Consider the following 19,597-nt stretch of genomic DNA (forward strand, 5'->3'; position numbering starts at 1 on the left):
CAATAATCTACCTAAAAAGGAGGAGACTGCTATGATCCGGAGATCTTTGCAACAAGCAGCAGATATGATTGGACCAGATGCAACTTTAAGTTCAAGCGATATTGGAGAAGTCATCATTCATGGGGTGACAATTGATTCAAGAAAAATACAGCCAGGCAACCTTTTTATCCCCTTTAAAGGAGATAAAACAGATGGTCATAAGTATGTTGAGGCTGCTATTCAAAATGGGGCAGCTGCGTCCTTTTGGCAGAAGGATGTTCCAAATCCCCCCGAGCATTTACCGCTTATTTTTGTGAGCGACCCGATGACTAGCATCCAGAATCTTGCAAAAAGCTACCGTCATGAACTGGATATAAAAGTGGTTGGTATAACAGGAAGCAATGGGAAAACGTCTACAAAGGACATTACTACTAATCTCCTGTCATTGAAATATAAAGTGCAAAAAACAGAAGGTAATTATAACAACCATTTAGGACTTCCTCTAACAGTGCTGAGCCTAGAGGAAGACACAGATGTGGCTGTACTGGAAATGGGCATGAGCGGCCGGGGAGAGATTGATTTCCTGACAAAATTGGCTGAACCTGATGTTGTTGTTATCACTAATATTGGAGAATCCCACCTGCAGGATCTTGGTTCAAGAGAAGGCATTGCTGAAGCGAAGCTGGAGATTTTGAATGGGTTGAAAAAGCAAGGCAGAATTGTTTACTTTGGTGATGAACCGCTGTTGGCTGAAAGAATACCGACTTTTGATAAACCTGATGCTGCTATATGTTCTTTCGGCTTAGAAGATAAGAATAGTCTTTATCCGTTTGAAATAGAAGAAAGCAGTACAGGCAGCAAATTTAAGATAAACAAAAGTGATAAGGAGTTCAGCCTGCCGATATTAGGGAAGCACAATATCCTCAATGCATTGGCAGCAATGCTTGTAGCAGATTATTTTGATATCAGCTATGAGAAAATGGATGAAGGGTTCCAGAATTTAAAGCTGACTAATATGAGAATGGAGCTTTTAGAAGGGCAAGGTGGCCTGAAAGTCATTAATGACGCTTATAATGCCAGCCCTACAAGCATGAGAGCTGCTATAAATGTACTGCAAAGCCTTCCTGGCTTTAAGCATAAAGTTCTAGTACTAGGAGATATGCTTGAGTTAGGACCAGATGAGGCAACATTCCATTACGAAATTGGCGAGGAGATTGATGCTGCGGCAATTGATTATGTTTTCACGTTTGGTGAACTGGGCAAGCATATTGCACAAGGAGCAAAGACAGTATTTGCAAATGAAAGAGTTCAATCCTTCCTAGACAAAAGCGAATTGATTCAAGAATTGAAAAAAGTTGTTGATGGCGAAACAGCAGTCTTAGTTAAAGCATCAAGAGGAATGAGGCTGGAAGAGGTAGTAAAAGCTCTCCAGTAAGGTTTTTGAGTTAACAAGACAGGGAACAAAGGAATCTAGATGATTCTAGTTCCCTTTTTTGGTTTTAAATAGAATCGCAGAAGATATAGTGTAATTTATCATTAAATAGTGTAAAATGTAAACAAAACAATTGGTGGTGTTATCATTGAGTGCTTGTTTATGTATTCACGGTTTTACCGGGGCTCCTAATGAGGTGGAGCCATTGGCGGAATTTTTAGGAGAAAACACAGATTGGGAATGTGCTGTACCTGTTTTACCTGGTCATGGTGAGCTTTTGCAATTAAGAGGAGTTCCTTTTAATGAATGGATAAGTTGTGCGGAAAGAGCATTGGAGGATTTATTGAAGAGGCATAAGGAGGTTTATGTAATCGGTTTTTCCATGGGAGGAATGATTGCAAGCTATCTAGCTGCCCATTATCCTGTAAAGAAGCTGGTACTGTTAAGCGCCGCTGCTTATTATATTAATCCACGGCAGTTGGGTGCAGACATCATTAGTATGTGCAAAGATCTTTATAGTGGGAAATTGCTTCAAAATGAACTGTTTAACCGCTATTCTTATAAAATCAAAACAACTCCCATTTCTGCGACTATCCAATTTAGAAAGCTTGTGCGGCATATTAAGCCGTTGCTTGAAACTATCACTATTCCGACGTTTATAGCCCAAGGAGAAAGTGATGGAATCGTCCCACTAAAGAGTGCGGAGTACTTATACGAAACCATTAAGGCAAGAAAGAAAAAGATTATGTATATGAAAGATTCCAAGCACTTAATCTGTCATTGTAAGGAGAAGCAAGTCCTTTTCTCTGAAATATTAAGCTTTTTATCATGAAGAAAAGGACCTTCCCTTTTCTGATAAAGTATGGAAGAATCTAGGATTAATATCCTATTTTTATATGTGGAAACGAAAGAAAATTAGCTGTTTTTTTAATGATAGCAAGCCTTGAGCTCCATTTTAAAACCGAGAAAGAAACTTGGCTTTTGAACTTCCACATTATTGCAAACCGATATTGTAAGTGATAAGATTATTTCTAAAAGTATTATGAAAATAAATGAAATGGTTATACTGAAAAAGGCACAATAAACATATTCAAATAAAAAGCAGTCAAATAGAGAGAAATTATTCAGCATGGCAGATGCTTTGCATCCTCTTTATGGAGGAGATGTTTGCAAATTGTGCCCAAAATTTCTCTGTCTTTGGCTGACTTTTCAGTTTTAGCTAGCTATAAAAATTATAGAGTCATTTGAAATATTTCTCCTATTAACTTGGTTGAAAAGTATCTCATACTTGAGAAAAAAAGCATATAGCCTCGGAGTTTCTCCTTATAATTTTAAGTGATGATTATAATCCACAAAAACTTATGCATTCATAAAAAATATACGTAGTTTATTGTAATTATTAACTGTTTGGGGAAAAAACGGATAAGTGGACGGGTCAAACCATTTTTTATATGTTTCATTGATGGTAAAAAGGGGTACATACAATGGTTATTATTGGGGTAGACCATTATACCGTGGATATTTTTAATGACTAGAAGGAGATTGAATATATTGGTTAAGTTTCAAGATTTAGGCATCAGTTCTGCGACAATGAAAGCTTTAAATAGAATGGGGTTTGAGGAAGCGACTCCTATTCAAGCCGAAACAATTCCGTTGAGCCTTCAAAATAAGGACCTTATCGGTCAGGCGCAAACAGGAACAGGAAAAACAGCAGCATTCGGTGTGCCTCTAGTAGACAAAATAGATATAAGTAATGAAGTAGTGCAAGGCATAATCATTGCACCAACACGTGAATTAGCGATACAAGTATCAGAAGAGCTATACAAAATTGGTTTTGGAAAGCGTACAAGAGTATTGTCCATTTTCGGAGGCCAAGACATTAACCGCCAAATCCGTGCACTGAAGAAGAATCCGCATATCATTGTAGGAACTCCAGGGCGGATATTAGATCATATCAACAGAAAAACACTTCGTTTAGATAATGTTTCTACTGTTATTTTGGATGAAGCAGATGAAATGCTGAACATGGGATTCATCGATGATATTGAAGCAATCCTTTCTAAAATTCCAGAAGAGAGACAAACATTGCTATTCTCAGCTACAATGCCTCCGCAAATCAGAAGAATGGCAGAGCGCTTCATGAAGGAGCCTCAAGTGGTCAAGGTAAAAGCAAAAGAAATGACTACACCGCTTATTGAACAATATTATGTTGAAACACAAGAAAAAACGAAGTTCGATATTTTAACAAGATTATTGGATATTCAATCACCAGAATTAGCAATCATCTTCGGACGCACAAAGCGCCGTGTTGATGAGCTGTCTGAGGCTTTGAACCTGCGCGGTTATACAGCAGAAGGCATTCATGGTGACCTTAGCCAAGCGAAACGTATGTCTGTTTTGCGTAAATTTAAAGAAGGTGCCATTGATGTTCTTGTAGCTACAGATGTTGCTGCACGTGGATTGGATATTTCCGGAGTTACACATGTTTATAATTTCGATATCCCGCAAGATCCAGAAAGCTATGTGCACCGTATCGGAAGAACGGGAAGAGCTGGTAAAGAAGGAATGGCGATTACGTTTATCACATACCGTGAAAGATCATATCTTCAAGTTGTCGAAAAAGTGACAAAGAAAAAAATGGAGAAGATGATTCCGCCTACTGTTGATCAAGCACTAGAAGGACAGCAAAAAGCTGTATTGGAAAAAATCATGCAGACAATTGATGAGAATAATCTTGATTCTTACAAAACAGCTGCAGATGAACTTCTGGAACAAAAAGATGCTTCTACAGTTGTAGCTGCTGTTCTAAAAATGATGACAAAAGAACCGGATACAACTCCAGTTAAATTGACAGAGGAAAAGCCGCTTCCACAAAGACGTGACCGTAAGTTTAATGACCGCAACAGCGGTGGCGGTTATAAAGGCAAGAAGAGCTATAACTATAACTCTAACTCTAATTCTAATTCTCGCCAAAGACAAGGCTACAGCAACAAAAGATCAGGCCAATCTAGCAGCAGCAGCTATTCTAAATCTAATTCTTACAGATAAGAATTCAACCCCTGTGAAGTGAATCTTCACAGGGGTTTTTTATGTTTTTTCTTGTGCATACTAACCAAAAGGCTTATAAGGAAGGATGTTAGCCAATTGACTATATTCAAACTAGGCTATGTTGCAATGAGTGAAAATCTCAAAAATGCATCACCATCTCAAACGATGACATATAAGCAATTCTCCCAAATTGCGAATAAGGAAGCGGCATTGCAGAAGCTTGAGAGGATTGCCATCAGCAATCTTGAGAATTGCTTAAGACTCTTAAAACATAATATAGGTAATGATATTCACTTCTTTCGTTTTAGCTCTAAGCTGATACCTCTTGCCAATCACCCAGAGCTTCAAGGCTGGAACTTTATGCGGCCGCTGAAATCAAAGCTGTCAGAATTGGGGGAATGGGTGAAGAAGCATTCCATGCGCGTCGATTTTCATCCAGACCATTTTGTTGTTTTAAACAATTCTCATGCTGATATCTTAAAAGCATCCTTGAAGACACTGTCTGTCCATGAGGGGTTGCTGAAAGGGATGGCTATAAATACTACTCACAGATGTGTGCTTCATGTCGGAGGAGCCCATGATGATAAGGAAGGGGCACTAGAGCAGTTTATCGTCAATTGGGGATTTGTTCCTGAGAAGCTGCAAAGAATGATTATCCTTGAAAATGATGATACGACCTTTACGATTGATGACACCCTTTATTTATGTGAAAAATTAGGGATACCGTTTGTTTTTGATTTGCATCATCACCTAGCCAACCATACGGACAGCAATTGGGAGGAACAGTGGCCGAGAATGATAGAAACGTGGAAAGACTCTCCGCTTCCTCTGAAAATGCATATATCCAGTCCCCGTTCTGAAGCAGAGTTTCGGGCGCACGCCGATTATATTGATGTTGATATGTTTATGGGATTTTTGGAGAAAGTCAATCAGACTTTGCCAGAAATACATTGTATGATTGAAGCGAAAGCAAAGGATAATGCCCTCTTTCAACTGGCAAAAGATCTTCGTGAGTCAGGGAGGGCAGAATTCATTGATCAGTCTACCTTTACTTTGAAAAATCAATCATAAATGAGTTTTTTAGGTCAGCGAAACAGACCGATTAATGCAAGCAAAATAATAATTGTCCAAATCGTCAGCGTTCGCGCTGGCGGTTTTCTGTTTGAGCGAACTCTTCCTTTGAGTTCTAAAAACTCTTCTTTATACGAAGAGAAGATTTTTCTGCCTTTCGCTTCAATAAGGCTCCCGGCTGCCATTCCAAAGAAAAAGCCGAATAGATGTGCAGCAATATTAATATTGGGTTGGAGGAACGTCATGATTAAGCTTAATGCCGCAATCGTGCCAATTACTTGTGAATTATTCCTTGATATAATATCTTTGCGGAATACAATTAAAGCGATATAGTAGCCGAATAGACCAAAAATGCTGCCGCTTGCACCGAGATGTGAAAAGGTGAGCGGTTCTGTCACAAGGGTGGCGAGATTTGCTAATATGCCAGTTAACAAGTAAATAGCAATAAATTTAAATTTACCAAGTATTCTTTCTAATGCAGGTCCAAATAAAAAGATGCTGAAGCAATTGAACAGGAAATGGGAAAAGCTCGTATGCAGGAAAATCGGTGTGATCAGTCTCCACCAGTCTCCTTGGATAATATAGAGATTGACGCCAACCATGTTCGTCATGATAAGCTGGTTTGGAAAAACAGGCAGTACAGTTGATAAGTAAACCAACAAGTTAATGAACAGAATGAGAGAAACAATAGGATAGTAAGTTAAATACTCTTTAAAGCTTTCTCTTCTTGTAAACAATAAAAAACCTCCTTTGCACTTAGTTTCATGATAGCCAATGGGAAGGGAAAGATACAAATAATTTATGCTTACTAAATAGAAAATAGAAGGATGTGTCCTGATGATAAAGGGAATTGGAATCGATATTGTAGAACTTAAGAGAATAGCTGAGCTGCTAGAGCGTAAACCGCAATTTGCGGACAGAATTTTGACAGCATATGAAAAGGAAAGATTTGATAAACTGCTATTAAAAAGAAAAATAGAGTTTCTAGCAGGCAGATTTGCAGCAAAGGAAGCATTCTCAAAAGCTGTTGGAACAGGTATTGGCAAAGGGCTCAGCTTTATAGATATAGAAGTTGGGCAAACCGAGCAAGGTAAGCCGTATATAGTCAGGCCTTATTCAGATGGAGTTCATTTATCCATCACCCATAGCAGCGAGTATGCGTTCGCCCAGGTAGTAATAGAGGAATAATAATCAAAAAAATGAACAGCTTGTTTCTTTCTGATGTGCATATTCCCTATAGTTGTCTCATATATTCATAGAGCAAAAGGAGACAAGTTTAAAGTCAGCTTTATGCTAATAAGACCTAAACTTCTCTTCTTAAATCGATGAAATGAGAATAAGGGAGTTGAAAAAATGAACAAGAAATTATGGTTGCTTTTCGTAGGGCTAGCGGTCATGGTAATGTTAACTGCCTGTGGAACAAAATCCAAGGAGGATGTACTTAAAGATTTGGATGAAAAGGTTGCTACAAAAGGCTATAAAGCCGATGCAGAAATGACATTGCAAATGGGCACTGAGCCGCAAACCTATGATGTTCAAATCTGGCATAAAGATCCTACGTATTACAGGGTGAATTTAAAGAATGCGAAAAAGGACCAAAGCCAGATGATCCTCAGAAATGATGAGGGTGTTTATGTACTGACACCAGCATTGAACAAAAGCTTTAAGTTTCAAAGCGATTGGCCAGAAAACAGCAGCCAAGCGTATCTATATGAGTCTTTAGTTAAGGACATCGAGGAAGACAAGGATGCGAAATTCTCCTCTACAGATAAATATTATGTATTTGAAACAAAAACTAGATACCAAAATAATAAGATGCTGCCTACACAGGAAATCACTTTAAACAAAAAAGATTTATCACCTGTGAGTGTTAAGGTGAAGGACACAGACGGCAAAGCACTTGTCACTGTGAAATTCTCTAATGTGAAATTTGATGTGAATTTTGATAAAGCTGACTTTGATTTACAAAAGAGCATGACTGCAGCCAAACTAGCTGTGCCTGTAATGGCTGAAGTGGATGAGGATGAATCATTCTCCGTCAAATATCCGGAAACTTTATTAGGTGCAAGCCTTGTTGAAGAGAAAAAGGTTGCAACTGAAGATGGTGAAAGGGTAGTTCTGACATATGACGGACAGAAATCATACACAATCATTCAAGAAAAAGCAGAAGTAGCCCCTGCGACAGCAGGTCCAATTAATATGACTGGAAATCCTGTCGACTTAGGTTTTGCGATTGGAGCTGTTTCTGGCAATAAGATATCGTGGACATATGAAGGAGTAGACTATGTTATTGCATCTACAGAGCTGTCAGAGGATGAAATGGCAGAGATAGCACGGTCTGTTCAAGGAGAAGCAATTAAATAAGCCGTAAACAAGCCGGGTGTGGTACCACACCCGGCTGTTTTTTTGTTATGCTGGTCCGTATCATTGATAATTTATTGACAAGCAAAAGTGGAAATAGAATAATTTAACTATTATACTTCGTGTTTAGGAAAGAAGGAAGGTTAGCTTTGATGCTAGAAAATACATTTTTTCGGGATACTTGGGCAGAAATAAATTTAGATTATATAGAAGAAAATGTGAAAAACATGAGAAGCAGGATGAAGCAAGACAGCAAACTTTTTGCAGTAGTGAAAGCGAATGGTTATGGTCACGGAGCTGAAGAGGTTGCTCGTGCTGCACTTCATGCAGGAGCAGATTATTTAGCGGTAGCTTTTTTAGATGAGGCTCTTTCACTACGGAAAAAGGGCATTGCTGCACCGATATTGGTATTAGGAGCAAGCAGACCTGCTGATGCCTTATTAGCAGCACAGCAAAACATCTCCTTGACCGTTTTTGATATACAATGGTTAGAAGAAGCTGCGATTCAACTGCAAGGCAGTGATATTAACATTCATGTAAAAGTCGATTCAGGCATGGGAAGATTAGGGCTAAGAACGGAAAGGGAAGTTAAGGAAATTGAGGAATTTCTTTCTCGGCATACAGAGTTTATTTTAGAAGGAATTTATACCCATTTTGCAACAGCAGATGAGCGTGATTCCGATTACTTAAACAAGCAGTCACAAAAATTCGCAGAAATATTAGCTAGCTTTACAGCTAAGCCTCCGATTGTACATTGCAGCAATAGTGCTGCAGGACTTCTTCATCCTGAACTGGCGTTCAATGGAATCAGGCTGGGGATTTCCATGTACGGCTTGTCTCCTTCAATGGAAATTGAAGAATTGCTGCCATTTAAGCTTAAAGAAGCTTTCTCGCTTCACACAAAAATTGTCCAAGTGAAAAAGCTTCAAAAGGGTGATAAAGTAAGTTATGGTGCCACATATGAGGCGAAGGAAGATGAGTGGATTGGGACATTGCCGATAGGTTATGCAGATGGGTGGCTCAGAAAGCTGCATGGCCAAGAGGTTCTTGTTGATGGCAGAAGAGTTCCGATTGTAGGCAGGATATGCATGGACCAATGTATGATTAAACTTCCCTTTCAAATGGAGGTTGGAACAAAGGTTACATTGATTGGAATTCAGCAAGAGCAAGCGATTTCTATTAATGAAATTGCCAAAAAACTGGACACGATAAATTATGAAGTGACCTGCACCATTGCTAGCAGAGTGCCGAGAATATATATAAAAGACAAAGCACAGCGAAATATCGTTAATCCGCTCCTAAATTAATGTAATGGAAACATACTATGCAGAATAGGATTAATAAGGGTTGCTGCCTAAATACTTGAGGCAGTGTGTGAATATAAAAAAATGTACAAAATTTATTGGGAATGATGCATAAAACCTATAATTTTTGGCGGATAATACATTAGAATTGCTGAATGGACTTTGCAGATTGGGTTATTAGTGGTATGATTAAAAAAAAGAGCTAAATATGGTGTGTAGTGATGGTGGAGGTGTATGTTTGTGTCTGAATCCAGCGCAACGACAGAGATCATGATAAAATTACCAAAGCATTTATTATCTGAATTGGACGGCTTCGTAAAGCAAGAAAATGTGAATCGTAGTGAATTTATTTATCAAGCAACGAAAATGTACCTTCGTGAACGGAAAAAGAGACATATCCGGGAATCAATGAGAAGAGGCTACATGGAAATGGCAAAATTAAATTTATCCATTGCATCGGAAAGCTTTCTAGCAGAATATGAGGCAGAGCATACAGTAGAACGTCTAGTTAGCGGAGGATAATCCTTTGATTGTCAAACGTGGTGACGTTTATTTTGCAGACCTATCCCCAGTTGTTGGCTCAGAGCAAGGCGGTGTCCGTCCTGTACTTGTCATTCAAAACGACATCGGGAATCGGTTCAGTCCCACAGTCATTATTGCAGCAATTACGGCTCAAATTCAGAAGGCTAAATTGCCGACTCATGTGGAAATTGACGCGAAGCGCTATGGTTTTGAGAGAGATTCAGTAATTCTTTTGGAACAAATTCGCACGATAGATAAACAGAGGTTAACGGACAAAATTACCCATCTTGATGATGAAATGATGGAAAAAGTAGATGAAGCTCTGCAAATAAGCTTGGGTCTCATTGAATTTTGATAGGGATTATTGCGCTCTTTTTTAAAGAGCGTATTTTTTTTGCATTCATGCACATAAATTTTATATATTTTTCTTGAAAACAGGTTTTGAGGCAGACGATAAAGGGAAAATAGAAAAGTCAAATAGACTTTGTTCATATTCGAAGCATATTAATGGTTCGTAAAGATATTGTATACTAATAATTTCACCTGCTAGTTATGAAATTTGATGATGATAGACCTGTAAAAAACCCCATTACTATCATCCGAATATGTTAAAATGGAGGTTGAACCTTGAAAAAAGAAATAATAGATTTTTTGAAATCTAATCATAAAGAAATCCATTCTGACTGGCTCAACAAGATGGAAGAAAATAGGGATAAACTGACTATCAGAATCACCTCTGATCATGATTATTACATGATGGGCGAGGAATTTATTAACCTGCTCCTTGTGGATTCATTAGGTAATAAAGTGTTTAATGATAAGCTGCCTGCTTTTATAGAAAAGGCTGTCAGCTATAATTGGCCTCTCCGGTTCTTGGTGCAGGGAATACAGGTGCTTGAGCAGGTGGTGTTGGAACATCTGGAGAAATCTGAGTCGAGTCATAATAAGGCCTATGAGCAAGTCAGCCTCTTAAATGCTTGGGTTCATCCACTGTGCCAAAGGATTGTAGAAGTATACTCCGAAACATGGGAAAGGACTTTCTCCTTGCAAAAGATTGCGCTGCAGGAACTGTCAGCTCCTTTAATTCCAGTTTTTGATGGAATTACAATAATGCCGCTTGTTGGTACAATAGATACACAGCGTGCAAAGCATATAATGGAAAATCTGCTCCAGGGTGTAGTTAAGCACCGATCAGAAGTTGTGCTGATTGATATAACAGGTGTTCCTGTTGTTGATACGATGGTTGCCCACCATATCATTCAAGCCGTTCAAGCCGTTCGGCTGGTAGGAGCAAAAAGCATGATTGTCGGAATTAGGCCGGAGATTGCACAAACCATTGTTAATCTTGGAATTAAATTAGATCAGTTTGAAACGAAAAATACATTAAAAAAAGGCATGGAAAAAGCTTTAGAATATACAAACAGAAAGTTGGTTGAAATTGGTGAATAAAGTGAGAATACCAATATTAAAGCTGCATGATTGTTTGCTTGTTTCTATCCAGTGGGAGTTGGATGACCAGACAGCCCTCCAGTTTCAGGAGGATTTGCTGAATAAAATCCATGAAACAAGTGCAAATGGTGTCGTAATCGATTTAACTTCTATTGATTTTATCGATTCATTTATAGCGAAGGTGCTGGGCGACGTTATTGGCATGTCCAAATTGATGGGTGCCAAGGTTGTGTTGACAGGCATTCAACCTGCTGTTGCAATTACGTTAGTAGAACTTGGGATCAGCTTGAATGATGTGTTGACCGCCCTAGATCTAGAAAAAGGTTTGGAGAAATTACAACAGGAATTGGGGGATTGACCTATGGGAGACCAATCCTGCGTAAAGATTGTCAACGAGTGGGACATTGTAGCTGCTCGTCAATTAGGAAGAAATGTAGCAAAAGAGCTAGGGTTCGGTACCGTAGATCAAGCGAGAATAACTACGGCTATTAGTGAGCTAGCTAGAAATATATACTTATATGCTGGCCAAGGCCAAATATGCATCAGCAAGCTTTCCGAGAACGGCAAAGTTGGCTTGAAATTAAGTGCTGTTGACAGCGGTCCAGGTATTAAAGATTTACGCCAGGTCATGCAGGACGGATTTTCGACCTCAGGCGGATTAGGAGCTGGCCTTCCGGGAGTGAAAAGGCTGATGGATGAGTTCCAGATAGAAACAGCAGTAGGAAAGGGTACAGATATCCAAGCAATCAAGTGGCTCAGATAAGGAGGGGGAACATGGATTTCCGTGAAATGATGGATTCTAAGTATCGAGATCTTCTTGTCAGTTACATCAAAGACGAATCTGAGCAAGCCCTCTATCAAGGGCAGAAGTTCAGCAGGAAATCGATTGAACATAAAATATCACCAGAGGATATCATAAGCCTACATAAATACTTAATGATGGATTTATATCCAGATTTACCAGAGCATGTAACAAGGTCTTTTGATATATTGCTCGAGGTTATGATGGGTTACGGTCTTGCGTACAGAGAGCATCAGAGCCTCCGCCATGTGCAGCAGGAGATTAGAAGTGAGATGGAGATTGCTTCTAATGTTCAGCAAACCTTGCTGCGTACAGAGATTCCTGATGTGGAAAGTATTGATATTGGTGCAATAAGTGTTCCTGCTAAAATGATGAATGGTGATTATCACCATTTTGTACAGGATGAAGATAAGTTTATCAATATTGCCATAGCTGATGTTATCGGCAAAGGGATACCTGCCGCTCTTTGTATGTCCATGATTAAGTATGCGATGGACAGTCTGCCGGAAAACCGCAACTTTCCAAGTAAGGTTCTGGAAAACTTGAACCGAGTAGTTGAACAAAATGTTGATCCAAGCATGTTTATAACAATGTTCTATGGCGCTTATGAAATGCAAACACATATTTTTCATTATGCTTCTGCCGGTCATGAACCAGGATTTTTCTTTGAAGCAAAAACCGGTGAGTTCAGCGACTTGGAGGCAAAAGGGCTCCTTTTAGGTGTAGATAAACAAGCTAAATATAAACAGTTTGAAAAAGAAGTGAATATTGGCGATATGATTATCCTGATGTCAGACGGCGTGACTGAGTGCAGGACAGAAGAAGGTTTTATCGAAAAGGAAACTTTAATCGGTTACATAAAAAAACATATTCACTTAAAAGCACAGGAAATAGTTAACAATGTCTATGAAGAGCTAGTGAAAATACAGGATTTTCAACTAAGAGATGATTTCACTTTAATTATTTTTAAAAGAGAAGTTTAAACTTCCTGCGCATCGGGTATTTATCTAAGACATTAGAATGTTAAAGGTGGGTCGTACATGAATATTGTGATAGATGTAAACGAAAAAGAGTTAGATGTTGATATTAAGGTGGCTGGTGAAATTGACGCATATACAGCACCGAAATTAAAAGAAACAATTTATTCCTTCTCTGAAAAAGAGGGTGTAAGGATGACTATAGACTTATCAGATGTAAATTATATGGACAGCACAGGTCTTGGAGTATTTGTTGGCGTCTTTAAAAATGTACGTTCAAACGATGGAGAATTTAAGCTTATCGGCTTATCTGAACGCCTAATCAGGCTGTTTGAAATAACAGGTTTAGCAGATATTATCGACATTAACAGTAAGATTGAAGGTGGGATTAAATGAGCCAGCATTTTGAATACATTGAAATGAAAATCCCTTCAAAACCAGAGTATGTAGGTATCATTCGGTTAACCCTTTCCGGAATTGCAAGCAGAATGGGATTTAATTACGATGAGATTGAGGACTTGAAAATTGCCACAAGTGAAGCATGTACAAATGCTGTTCAGCATGCTTATAAAAATAAAGAGTCAGGGGAAGTGCTGATTGGGTTTCGACTTTATAATGACCGTCTAGAGGTTATTGTTGCTGATAATGGAAAAAGCTTTGATTTTGACAGCACAACAAAAGATATCGGACCATACGATCAGGATGAATCTATTGAGTTCCTTCGAGAAGGAGGCCTTGGACTCTATCTGATTGAAACACTAATGGATGAAGTTAAAATTCATCACAATGAAGGTGTTACGGTCTTGATGACGAAATACCTTGAGGGAGAGCAGGTGGAGAGTGATGCCGAGACAATCTCAACCTAAGCGCCAATTAACAAAAGAAGAAGTAAATGAGCTAATAAAAAAATTCCAGCTAAATCAAGATGAGGAAGCCCAGAATATACTTGTGATGAATTATCGGGATTTAGTAGAAGTGCTGGCAAGAAAGTACTCTAAAGGAAAAATGTTTCATGAGGATATCAGCCAGGTAGGCATAATCGGGCTGCTCGGAGCTATTCGCAGATATGACGAAAGTTTTGGGAAAAGCTTTGAAGCATTTGCTGTGCCGACTATTATAGGTGAGATAAAAAGATTCTTACGAGACAAGACGTGGAGTGTCCATGTTCCTAGAAGAATAAAAGAGATTGGTCCGAAAATAAAGAAAACAGTAGAGCATTTAACAACTGAATTACAAAGATCACCAAAAGTTGATGAAATTGCTGACTATCTAGAAGTCTCTGAAGAGGAAGTGCTTGAGGCAATGGAGATGGGTAAAAGCTACCAAGCTTTATCTGTTGACCATTCCATCGAGGCAGACTCTGAGGGCGGTACAGTAACCTTGCTTGATATTGTAGGGGATGTAGATAAAGGCTTTGAGCGTGTCAATCAAAAGCTTGTGCTTGAAAAAGTGCTGCATGTATTGAGTGAGAGGGAAAAGAGTATCATTCAATATACATACCTGGATAATATGAGCCAGAAGGAAGCTGGTGACAAGCTCGGAATTTCCCAAATGCATGTCTCCAGACTGCAAAGAAGGGCGATTAAAAAACTCCAGGAAGCGATTCATGCTGAATCCAGCAATTCGGAGTTTATTCTATGACTGCTATAGCTGACTCCAACATTCAAGTTTTAGCACATCAGACGAACAAGCAAGGTAAAACATTATGTGGTGACAGCTATTTTTTTCTATCGACAGAAGAATACTTTATCTGTGTGCTTGCAGATGGCCTGGGGAGTGGAGAGTTTGCCAATGAATCATCCCAAGCGGTAGCAGACGTAATTGAAGGTAATCACACTGCAGACGTGGAAGAATTGATGGAGTTGGCAAACAAGGCTCTTCTTAAGAAAAGAGGTGCCGCTGTTAGTGTTTTCAAAGTGGATTATGAATCGAAAAGCATTAAGTACAGCTGTGTCGGAAATATCCGGTTTTTCTTGTACACTTCCGGCGGAAAACTCACCTACCCGCTTCCTGTAACAGGTTATCTGTCAGGAAGACCACAAGTTTATCATACTCAAATTTTTTCATATGAAGCTAATTCGAAGTTCCTTGTCCATTCAGACGGCTATAATATTCAAGGAGTGAAGGATTTACTGAAGGGCTATCACCCATTGCGTAATATTGCCGATACAATCGCCAAAAAATATAATAATTCAGATGATGATTCTACCTTTATTTTAGGAAGCTTGCTTTAATGTAAGCTTTTTTTTTGTCTTTTAAAGTTTGATATACCTTATTTTGGGATGATAGGGTTAGATAATTTCATTCAATATATAGTAATATGAAGGAAGCAACTCTTTATGATACATATAAGGAAGGACAGTGGTAGTTCGTATGGAGAAAGTTTTAATTAAAGAGGATTATCAAAATATGATTGCGAAGGAGCAATCAATCACGAAAAAACAAGTATCTAGTGTTCTTGCGCTTTTAGAAGAGGGGAATACAGTGCCCTTCATCGCCCGTTACCGCAAGGAGCAAACCGGTGCTTTAGACGAAGTGCAGATAAAGGATATTATGGACCGATATCATTATATTCAGAACCTGGAGCAGAGGAAAGAAGAAGTTATACGGTTGATAGATGAACAAGGAAAGCTTACAGAAGAATTGCGAAAGAGTATTTCAGCATCTGTTAAGCTGCAAGAAGTAGAGGACTTATATCGTCCTTATAAGCTTAAAAGACGAACTAAAGCTACAATTGCAAAGGAAAAAGGGTTAGAGCCACTTGCTCAATGGCTGCTTGAATATAACGGTAGCTCTCCTATAGAACAAGAGGCAGTTAAATATATTTCAGAAGAAAAAGAAGTGCTGACAGCTGAAGATGCCATCGCAGGTGCAAGGGATATTATTGCAGAGGTAGTATCAGATGATGCTGACAGCAGGAAATGGATACGAAATAAAACATTTCAAGGAGGACTTATCGCATCAAGTGCTAAAGATGCTGATAAAGATGAAAAAAATGTTTATGAAATGTACTATGAATATGAGGAGCCTTTAAACAAAATTGTACCTCATCGTACATTGGCGTTAAATCGAGGCGAGAAAGAAGACATATTGAAAGTATCCATTAAGGCGCCTGTTGATACAATTGTCAGCTATCTCGAAAAAAAATGGATGAAAAGAGAAGGTTCCCCGTCTCATGACACGATTAAAGCTGCAATTGAAGACAGCTATAAGAGACTTATACAGCCTTCTATTGAGAGGGAACTTCGAGGAGAGCTGACAGAAAAAGCCGAGGAGCAAGCAATTCATATCTTCTCGGAAAATCTTCGGAATCTGCTGCTACAGCCGCCTCTAAAAGGGAAAATGGTGTTAGGAGTCGATCCAGCTTACAGGACAGGCTGTAAATTAGCAGTCGTAGATGAAACGGGTAAGGTGTTAGAAATAGGAGTTATCTATCCTCATCCCCCGGTCTCGAAAGCGAAAGAAGCAGCTGCTAAGTTTCAAGAGCTGTTAACAAAATATAAAATTGAAATGGTTGCTGTAGGGAATGGAACAGCCTCCAGGGAAACAGAACAATTTGTTGCCGAGCAGATTAAGAAGCAAGACAAGGAAATATTCTATCTGATTGTCAATGAGGCAGGGGCGAGTGTATACTCAGCTTCAGAAATTGCCAGGGAGGAGTTCCCGAACTTTCAAGTAGAGGAAAGAAGTGCAGTATCCATTGCAAGAAGGCTTCAAGATCCTTTGGCAGAACTAGTGAAAATTGATCCGAAGTCAGTCGGCGTTGGACAATATCAGCATGATGTGTCTCAGAAAAAACTGTCCGAATCTCTTGGATTTGTCGTTGAAACGAGCGTAAATAAAGTTGGGGTTAATGTAAATACGGCATCTTCTTCTCTTTTGCAATATGTTGCTGGTCTTTCTAAAGCGGTAGCTAATAATGTTGTTAAAAAGAGAGAAGAAGAAGGAAAGTTTACAAACAGAAAGCAGCTAAAGAAGATTCCGAGGCTCGGTGCGAAAACATATGAACAGGCAATCGGCTTTTTGCGCATATTAGACGGTGATGAACCGTTAGACAGAACAGGAATACATCCGGAGCATTATGATGAAGTGAAGGCCCTGTTGAAAAAAATCGGTTTTGATTCTAAACAAATTGGGACAGATGAATTGAAGGAAGCATTAAGCGGTCTTAATATAAAGGCGGTTTCAGCTGAGCTTGGAATCGGTGAGTTGACTTTAGGTGATATTGTCGATGCTTTAATGCGTCCAAGTCGTGACCCGAGGGATGAACTTGCAGCACCGCTCCTTAGAACGGATGTTTTGAAGCTTGAAGATTTACAAGCAGGCATGGAGCTTCAAGGGACTGTCCGGAATGTTGTTGACTTTGGTGCCTTTGTTGATATCGGCGTTAAGCAGGACGGTTTGGTTCATATCTCAAAACTCAGCAATAAGTTTGTTAAGCACCCATTGGATATAGTGAGTGTAGGCGATGTGGTCACAGTATGGGTCGACGGTATTGATCATAATAAAGGAAGAGTCGCTTTGACTATGCTGCCGCCAAAAGCATAATTGCCAATGCTGAAAAAACCAAAGGACATGCTTAGTCCTTTGGTTTTTTATTTTCATGAGCAATTTTTTCTTCTATAATAATACCAGCATTGGTTAAGCAACCTGACTTGGTAGGTGTTTTTTTCATAAAACGCCTTTTTAATTTGATTTTGCAGCCATGTAGGCATAAGCTTATACCCCCTTTGTAATGTGCTGAAAAAATAGATGAAGCGCAGTTGCTGCTAAACCCAGCTTAGTAAAGGAAATATAAATCCTAGTAGTTACGAATTGCTGATGCTTAAATCATCATATGCTATAATATTTGTCTTGTTGAGGAGGGGACACTATTGACTGATCAGGAGCTGCAATTGTTAGTGGAAGAATTGTCAAACACTCATTTTAAAATACCGTTTATGCATAAAGCATCCTTTAACCCGAGACTCAGGACAACTGGAGGCAGATATTTACTGAACAGCCACAATATTGAGATCAATAGAAAGTACTTAGATGAATTGGGGATGGAGGAACTAATCGGAATTATTAAACATGAGCTGTGTCATTACCATCTTCATATAAATAAAAAAGGCTATCAGCATAAGGATGCTGATTTTAAAAACTTGCTGCGAAAAGTTGGGGGGCCCCGTTTTTGTTCTTCCTTGCCGCAGGAAAAAACGCAAAACAAACCAAAGCGAACACTCATATACAGATGCCAATCATGTAATCAAATTTATTTTCGCCGAAAAAAAGTAGATATGAAAAAGTATGTTTGCGGGAAATGCAGAGGGAAATTGAGTCTTGAGGAGATAAGAAACAGCTAGAAATTACAGTGTTTATAAGGCATTTATATGCAGTGAAGGCATGTTCAGATTCGTTTTAAAAAAAGTTTTAGAAATACGCTTGACTTTTAATATATACCTGCCTATAATGTAAAGAGTCGACAAGAGAGAGCGACGAACTAACGAAGTTCTCTAGAAGACAAGCTTTATAGAATAAACATTATTCCGCAGTAGCTCAGTGGTAGAGCACTCGGCTGTTAACCGAGCGGTCGTAGGTTCGAATCCTACCTGCGGAGCCATTGTTTTTTCGGGGAAGTACTCAAGAGGCTGAAGAGGCGCCCCTGCTAAGGGTGTAGGTCGCGATAGCGGCGCGAGGGTTCAAATCCCTCCTTCTCCGCCATTATTTTTTAATGGCCCATTGGTCAAGCGGTTAAGACACCGCCCTTTCACGGCGGTAACACGGGTTCGAATCCCGTATGGGTCACTTTATTAATTTAATAAACATTATGCAAAAAGCGAAATGGTCCCGTGGTGTAGCGGTTAACATGCCTGCCTGTCACGCAGGAGATCGCGGGTTCGATTCCCGTCGGGACCGCCATTTTTGTTGGTGGGCTATAGCCAAGCGGTAAGGCAACGGACTTTGACTCCGTCACTCGTTGGTTCGAATCCAGCTAGCCCAGCCATTTTCAAGAGCCATTAGCTCAGTTGGTAGAGCATCTGACTTTTAATCAGAGGGTCGCAGGTTCGAATCCTGCATGGCTCACCATTTATTATTGTAGATTCGCGGGTGTGGCGGAATTGGCAGACGCACTAGACTTAGGATCTAGCGCCGCAAGGCGTGGGGGTTCGACTCCCTTCACCCGCACCATGAATTTTAAACGAAATCGTTTATTGTAGTATGATGAAGGTTATCTAATATAGTGCGGTCGTGGCGGAATGGCAGACGCGCTAGGTTGAGGGCCTAGTGGGGGTTAACCCCGTGGAGGTTCAAGTCCTCTCGGCCGCATCTTTAAAAGACACTTGACAACCAGATATAAACATTATATGATAGTAAAGTCGCTTTCGTGGATATGCGCCCGTAGCTCAATTGGATAGAGCGTCTGACTACGGATCAGAAGGTTATGGGTTCGACTCCTTTCGGGCGCGCCATATTAGCGGGAAGTAGCTCAGCTTGGTAGAGCACTTGGTTTGGGACCAAGGGGTCGCAGGTTCGAATCCTGTCTTCCCGACCATTATCAAGTTGATTTAAGAAATTATAATTTAAATGCGGGTGTAGTTTAATGGTAAAACCTCAGCCTTCCAAGCTGATGTCGTGAGTTCGATTCTCATCACCCGCTCCAATTTATCTA

At 39.5% G+C, this 19,597-nt stretch carries 21 protein-coding genes and 11 tRNA genes; 30 read left to right on the forward strand and 2 right to left on the reverse strand.

Annotation, left to right across the window (positions count from 1 at the left end):
- The first annotated feature begins 31 nt into the window (after positions 1–31).
- From LXM54_RS19540 to uvsE, 4 genes are all read left to right on the forward strand, one after another.
- Positions 32–1,414, forward strand: a complete 1,383-nt coding sequence (locus LXM54_RS19540; protein ID WP_233316916.1) for a UDP-N-acetylmuramoyl-tripeptide--D-alanyl-D-alanine ligase — start codon at positions 32–34, stop codon at positions 1,412–1,414.
- A 145-nt stretch (positions 1,415–1,559) separates the two neighbouring features.
- Positions 1,560–2,243 (forward strand): alpha/beta hydrolase, encoded by a 684-nt coding sequence (locus LXM54_RS19545; protein ID WP_233316917.1) that lies wholly within the window; start codon positions 1,560–1,562, stop codon positions 2,241–2,243.
- 719 nt (positions 2,244–2,962) lie between these two features.
- Positions 2,963–4,459 (forward strand): DEAD/DEAH box helicase, encoded by a 1,497-nt coding sequence (locus LXM54_RS19550; RefSeq protein WP_325169588.1) that lies wholly within the window; start codon positions 2,963–2,965, stop codon positions 4,457–4,459.
- A gap of 96 nt (positions 4,460–4,555) precedes the next feature.
- Positions 4,556–5,530: a UV DNA damage repair endonuclease UvsE gene (gene uvsE, locus LXM54_RS19555; RefSeq protein ID WP_233316918.1), complete on the forward strand. Its 975-nt coding sequence runs from the start codon at positions 4,556–4,558 to the stop codon at positions 5,528–5,530.
- Positions 5,531–5,544: 14 nt separating this feature from the next.
- On the opposite strand, the gene LXM54_RS19560 is transcribed toward uvsE, so the two are convergent.
- The gene (locus tag LXM54_RS19560; protein WP_233316919.1) at positions 5,545–6,267 is read right to left on the reverse strand and encodes a rhomboid family intramembrane serine protease; all 723 of its coding nucleotides are present in this window, start codon (positions 6,265–6,267) and stop codon (positions 5,545–5,547) included.
- Between the two features lie 100 nt (positions 6,268–6,367).
- Here LXM54_RS19560 and acpS point away from each other — a divergent pair, with 100 nt between their 5' ends.
- The 14 genes from acpS to LXM54_RS19630 all read left to right on the forward strand — a co-directional run bounded on the left by acpS (position 6,368) and on the right by LXM54_RS19630 (position 17,493).
- Positions 6,368–6,718, forward strand: a complete 351-nt coding sequence (gene acpS / locus LXM54_RS19565) for a holo-ACP synthase (protein WP_233316920.1) — start codon at positions 6,368–6,370, stop codon at positions 6,716–6,718.
- 165 nt (positions 6,719–6,883) lie between these two features.
- Positions 6,884–7,894, forward strand: coding sequence for a LolA family protein (locus LXM54_RS19570; RefSeq protein WP_233316921.1), 1,011 nt, complete (start codon positions 6,884–6,886; stop codon positions 7,892–7,894).
- A 149-nt stretch (positions 7,895–8,043) separates the two neighbouring features.
- Positions 8,044–9,198 carry an alanine racemase gene (gene alr, locus LXM54_RS19575; protein ID WP_233316944.1) on the forward strand — a complete coding sequence of 385 codons (1,155 nt, stop codon included), beginning with the start codon at positions 8,044–8,046 and terminating at the stop codon, positions 9,196–9,198.
- 237 nt (positions 9,199–9,435) lie between these two features.
- Complete coding sequence (locus tag LXM54_RS19580) at positions 9,436–9,717, forward strand: CopG family ribbon-helix-helix protein (protein WP_127740842.1); 282 nt, start codon at positions 9,436–9,438, stop codon at positions 9,715–9,717.
- 4 nt (positions 9,718–9,721) lie between these two features.
- A complete protein-coding gene (gene ndoA / locus LXM54_RS19585; RefSeq protein WP_019156408.1) occupies positions 9,722–10,072 on the forward strand; it encodes a type II toxin-antitoxin system endoribonuclease NdoA in 351 nt (116 codons plus the stop codon).
- Between the two features lie 272 nt (positions 10,073–10,344).
- Complete coding sequence (locus LXM54_RS19590; protein ID WP_233316922.1) at positions 10,345–11,166, forward strand: STAS domain-containing protein; 822 nt, start codon at positions 10,345–10,347, stop codon at positions 11,164–11,166.
- A gap of 1 nt (position 11,167) precedes the next feature.
- On the forward strand, positions 11,168–11,524 hold the full coding sequence (locus LXM54_RS19595) for an STAS domain-containing protein (protein ID WP_127740846.1): 357 nt from the start codon (positions 11,168–11,170) through the stop codon (positions 11,522–11,524).
- 3 nt (positions 11,525–11,527) lie between these two features.
- Positions 11,528–11,929 (forward strand): anti-sigma regulatory factor, encoded by a 402-nt coding sequence (locus LXM54_RS19600; protein WP_233316923.1) that lies wholly within the window; start codon positions 11,528–11,530, stop codon positions 11,927–11,929.
- 11 nt (positions 11,930–11,940) lie between these two features.
- Positions 11,941–12,951 carry a PP2C family protein-serine/threonine phosphatase gene (locus LXM54_RS19605; protein WP_233316924.1) on the forward strand — a complete coding sequence of 337 codons (1,011 nt, stop codon included), beginning with the start codon at positions 11,941–11,943 and terminating at the stop codon, positions 12,949–12,951.
- Positions 12,952–13,008: 57 nt separating this feature from the next.
- On the forward strand, positions 13,009–13,341 hold the full coding sequence (locus LXM54_RS19610) for an anti-sigma factor antagonist (protein ID WP_233316925.1): 333 nt from the start codon (positions 13,009–13,011) through the stop codon (positions 13,339–13,341).
- Positions 13,338–13,811: an anti-sigma B factor RsbW gene (gene rsbW, locus LXM54_RS19615; RefSeq protein ID WP_233316926.1), complete on the forward strand. Its 474-nt coding sequence runs from the start codon at positions 13,338–13,340 to the stop codon at positions 13,809–13,811. Before LXM54_RS19610 ends, rsbW begins: the two co-directional genes overlap by 4 nt.
- On the forward strand, positions 13,789–14,586 hold the full coding sequence (gene sigB / locus LXM54_RS19620) for an RNA polymerase sigma factor SigB (RefSeq protein ID WP_233316927.1): 798 nt from the start codon (positions 13,789–13,791) through the stop codon (positions 14,584–14,586). Before rsbW ends, sigB begins: the two co-directional genes overlap by 23 nt.
- Positions 14,583–15,179, forward strand: a complete 597-nt coding sequence (locus LXM54_RS19625; RefSeq protein WP_233316928.1) for a PP2C family serine/threonine-protein phosphatase — start codon at positions 14,583–14,585, stop codon at positions 15,177–15,179. The genes sigB and LXM54_RS19625 overlap by 4 nt, the downstream gene beginning before the upstream one ends.
- Positions 15,180–15,318: 139 nt before the next feature.
- The gene (locus LXM54_RS19630) at positions 15,319–17,493 is read left to right on the forward strand and encodes a Tex family protein (RefSeq protein WP_233316929.1); all 2,175 of its coding nucleotides are present in this window, start codon (positions 15,319–15,321) and stop codon (positions 17,491–17,493) included.
- A gap of 53 nt (positions 17,494–17,546) precedes the next feature.
- On the opposite strand, the gene cmpA is transcribed toward LXM54_RS19630, so the two are convergent.
- Positions 17,547–17,660: a cortex morphogenetic protein CmpA gene (gene cmpA / locus LXM54_RS19635; RefSeq protein WP_233316930.1), complete on the reverse strand. Its 114-nt coding sequence runs from the start codon at positions 17,658–17,660 to the stop codon at positions 17,547–17,549.
- 159 nt (positions 17,661–17,819) lie between these two features.
- On the opposite strand from cmpA, the gene LXM54_RS19640 reads away from it, so the two are divergent.
- The 12 genes from LXM54_RS19640 (at position 17,820) to LXM54_RS19695 (ending at position 19,588) form a co-directional block, all read left to right on the forward strand.
- Positions 17,820–18,290, forward strand: a complete 471-nt coding sequence (locus tag LXM54_RS19640) for a SprT family protein (protein WP_233316931.1) — start codon at positions 17,820–17,822, stop codon at positions 18,288–18,290.
- Positions 18,291–18,472: 182 nt separating this feature from the next.
- Positions 18,473–18,547, forward strand: a tRNA-Asn gene (locus LXM54_RS19645).
- Positions 18,548–18,557: 10 nt separating this feature from the next.
- Positions 18,558–18,648, forward strand: a tRNA-Ser gene (locus LXM54_RS19650).
- 12 nt (positions 18,649–18,660) lie between these two features.
- Positions 18,661–18,732: transfer RNA gene (locus LXM54_RS19655), tRNA-Glu, on the forward strand.
- Between the two features lie 38 nt (positions 18,733–18,770).
- A tRNA-Asp gene (locus LXM54_RS19660) sits at positions 18,771–18,846 on the forward strand.
- A gap of 10 nt (positions 18,847–18,856) precedes the next feature.
- Positions 18,857–18,931 (forward strand) — tRNA-Gln (locus tag LXM54_RS19665).
- 7 nt (positions 18,932–18,938) lie between these two features.
- Positions 18,939–19,014 (forward strand) — tRNA-Lys (locus LXM54_RS19670).
- Between the two features lie 17 nt (positions 19,015–19,031).
- Positions 19,032–19,116: transfer RNA gene (locus LXM54_RS19675), tRNA-Leu, on the forward strand.
- Positions 19,117–19,170: 54 nt separating this feature from the next.
- Positions 19,171–19,254, forward strand: a tRNA-Leu gene (locus LXM54_RS19680).
- A 66-nt stretch (positions 19,255–19,320) separates the two neighbouring features.
- Positions 19,321–19,397 (forward strand) — tRNA-Arg (locus LXM54_RS19685).
- Between the two features lie 6 nt (positions 19,398–19,403).
- Positions 19,404–19,480 (forward strand) — tRNA-Pro (locus tag LXM54_RS19690).
- Positions 19,481–19,514: 34 nt separating this feature from the next.
- Positions 19,515–19,588 (forward strand) — tRNA-Gly (locus LXM54_RS19695).
- Positions 19,589–19,597: the final 9 nt, after the last annotated feature.

This window comes from Bacillus sp. Au-Bac7 (genome assembly GCF_021341655.1).
Classification (GTDB): Bacteria; Bacillota; Bacilli; order Bacillales; family Cytobacillaceae; genus Niallia.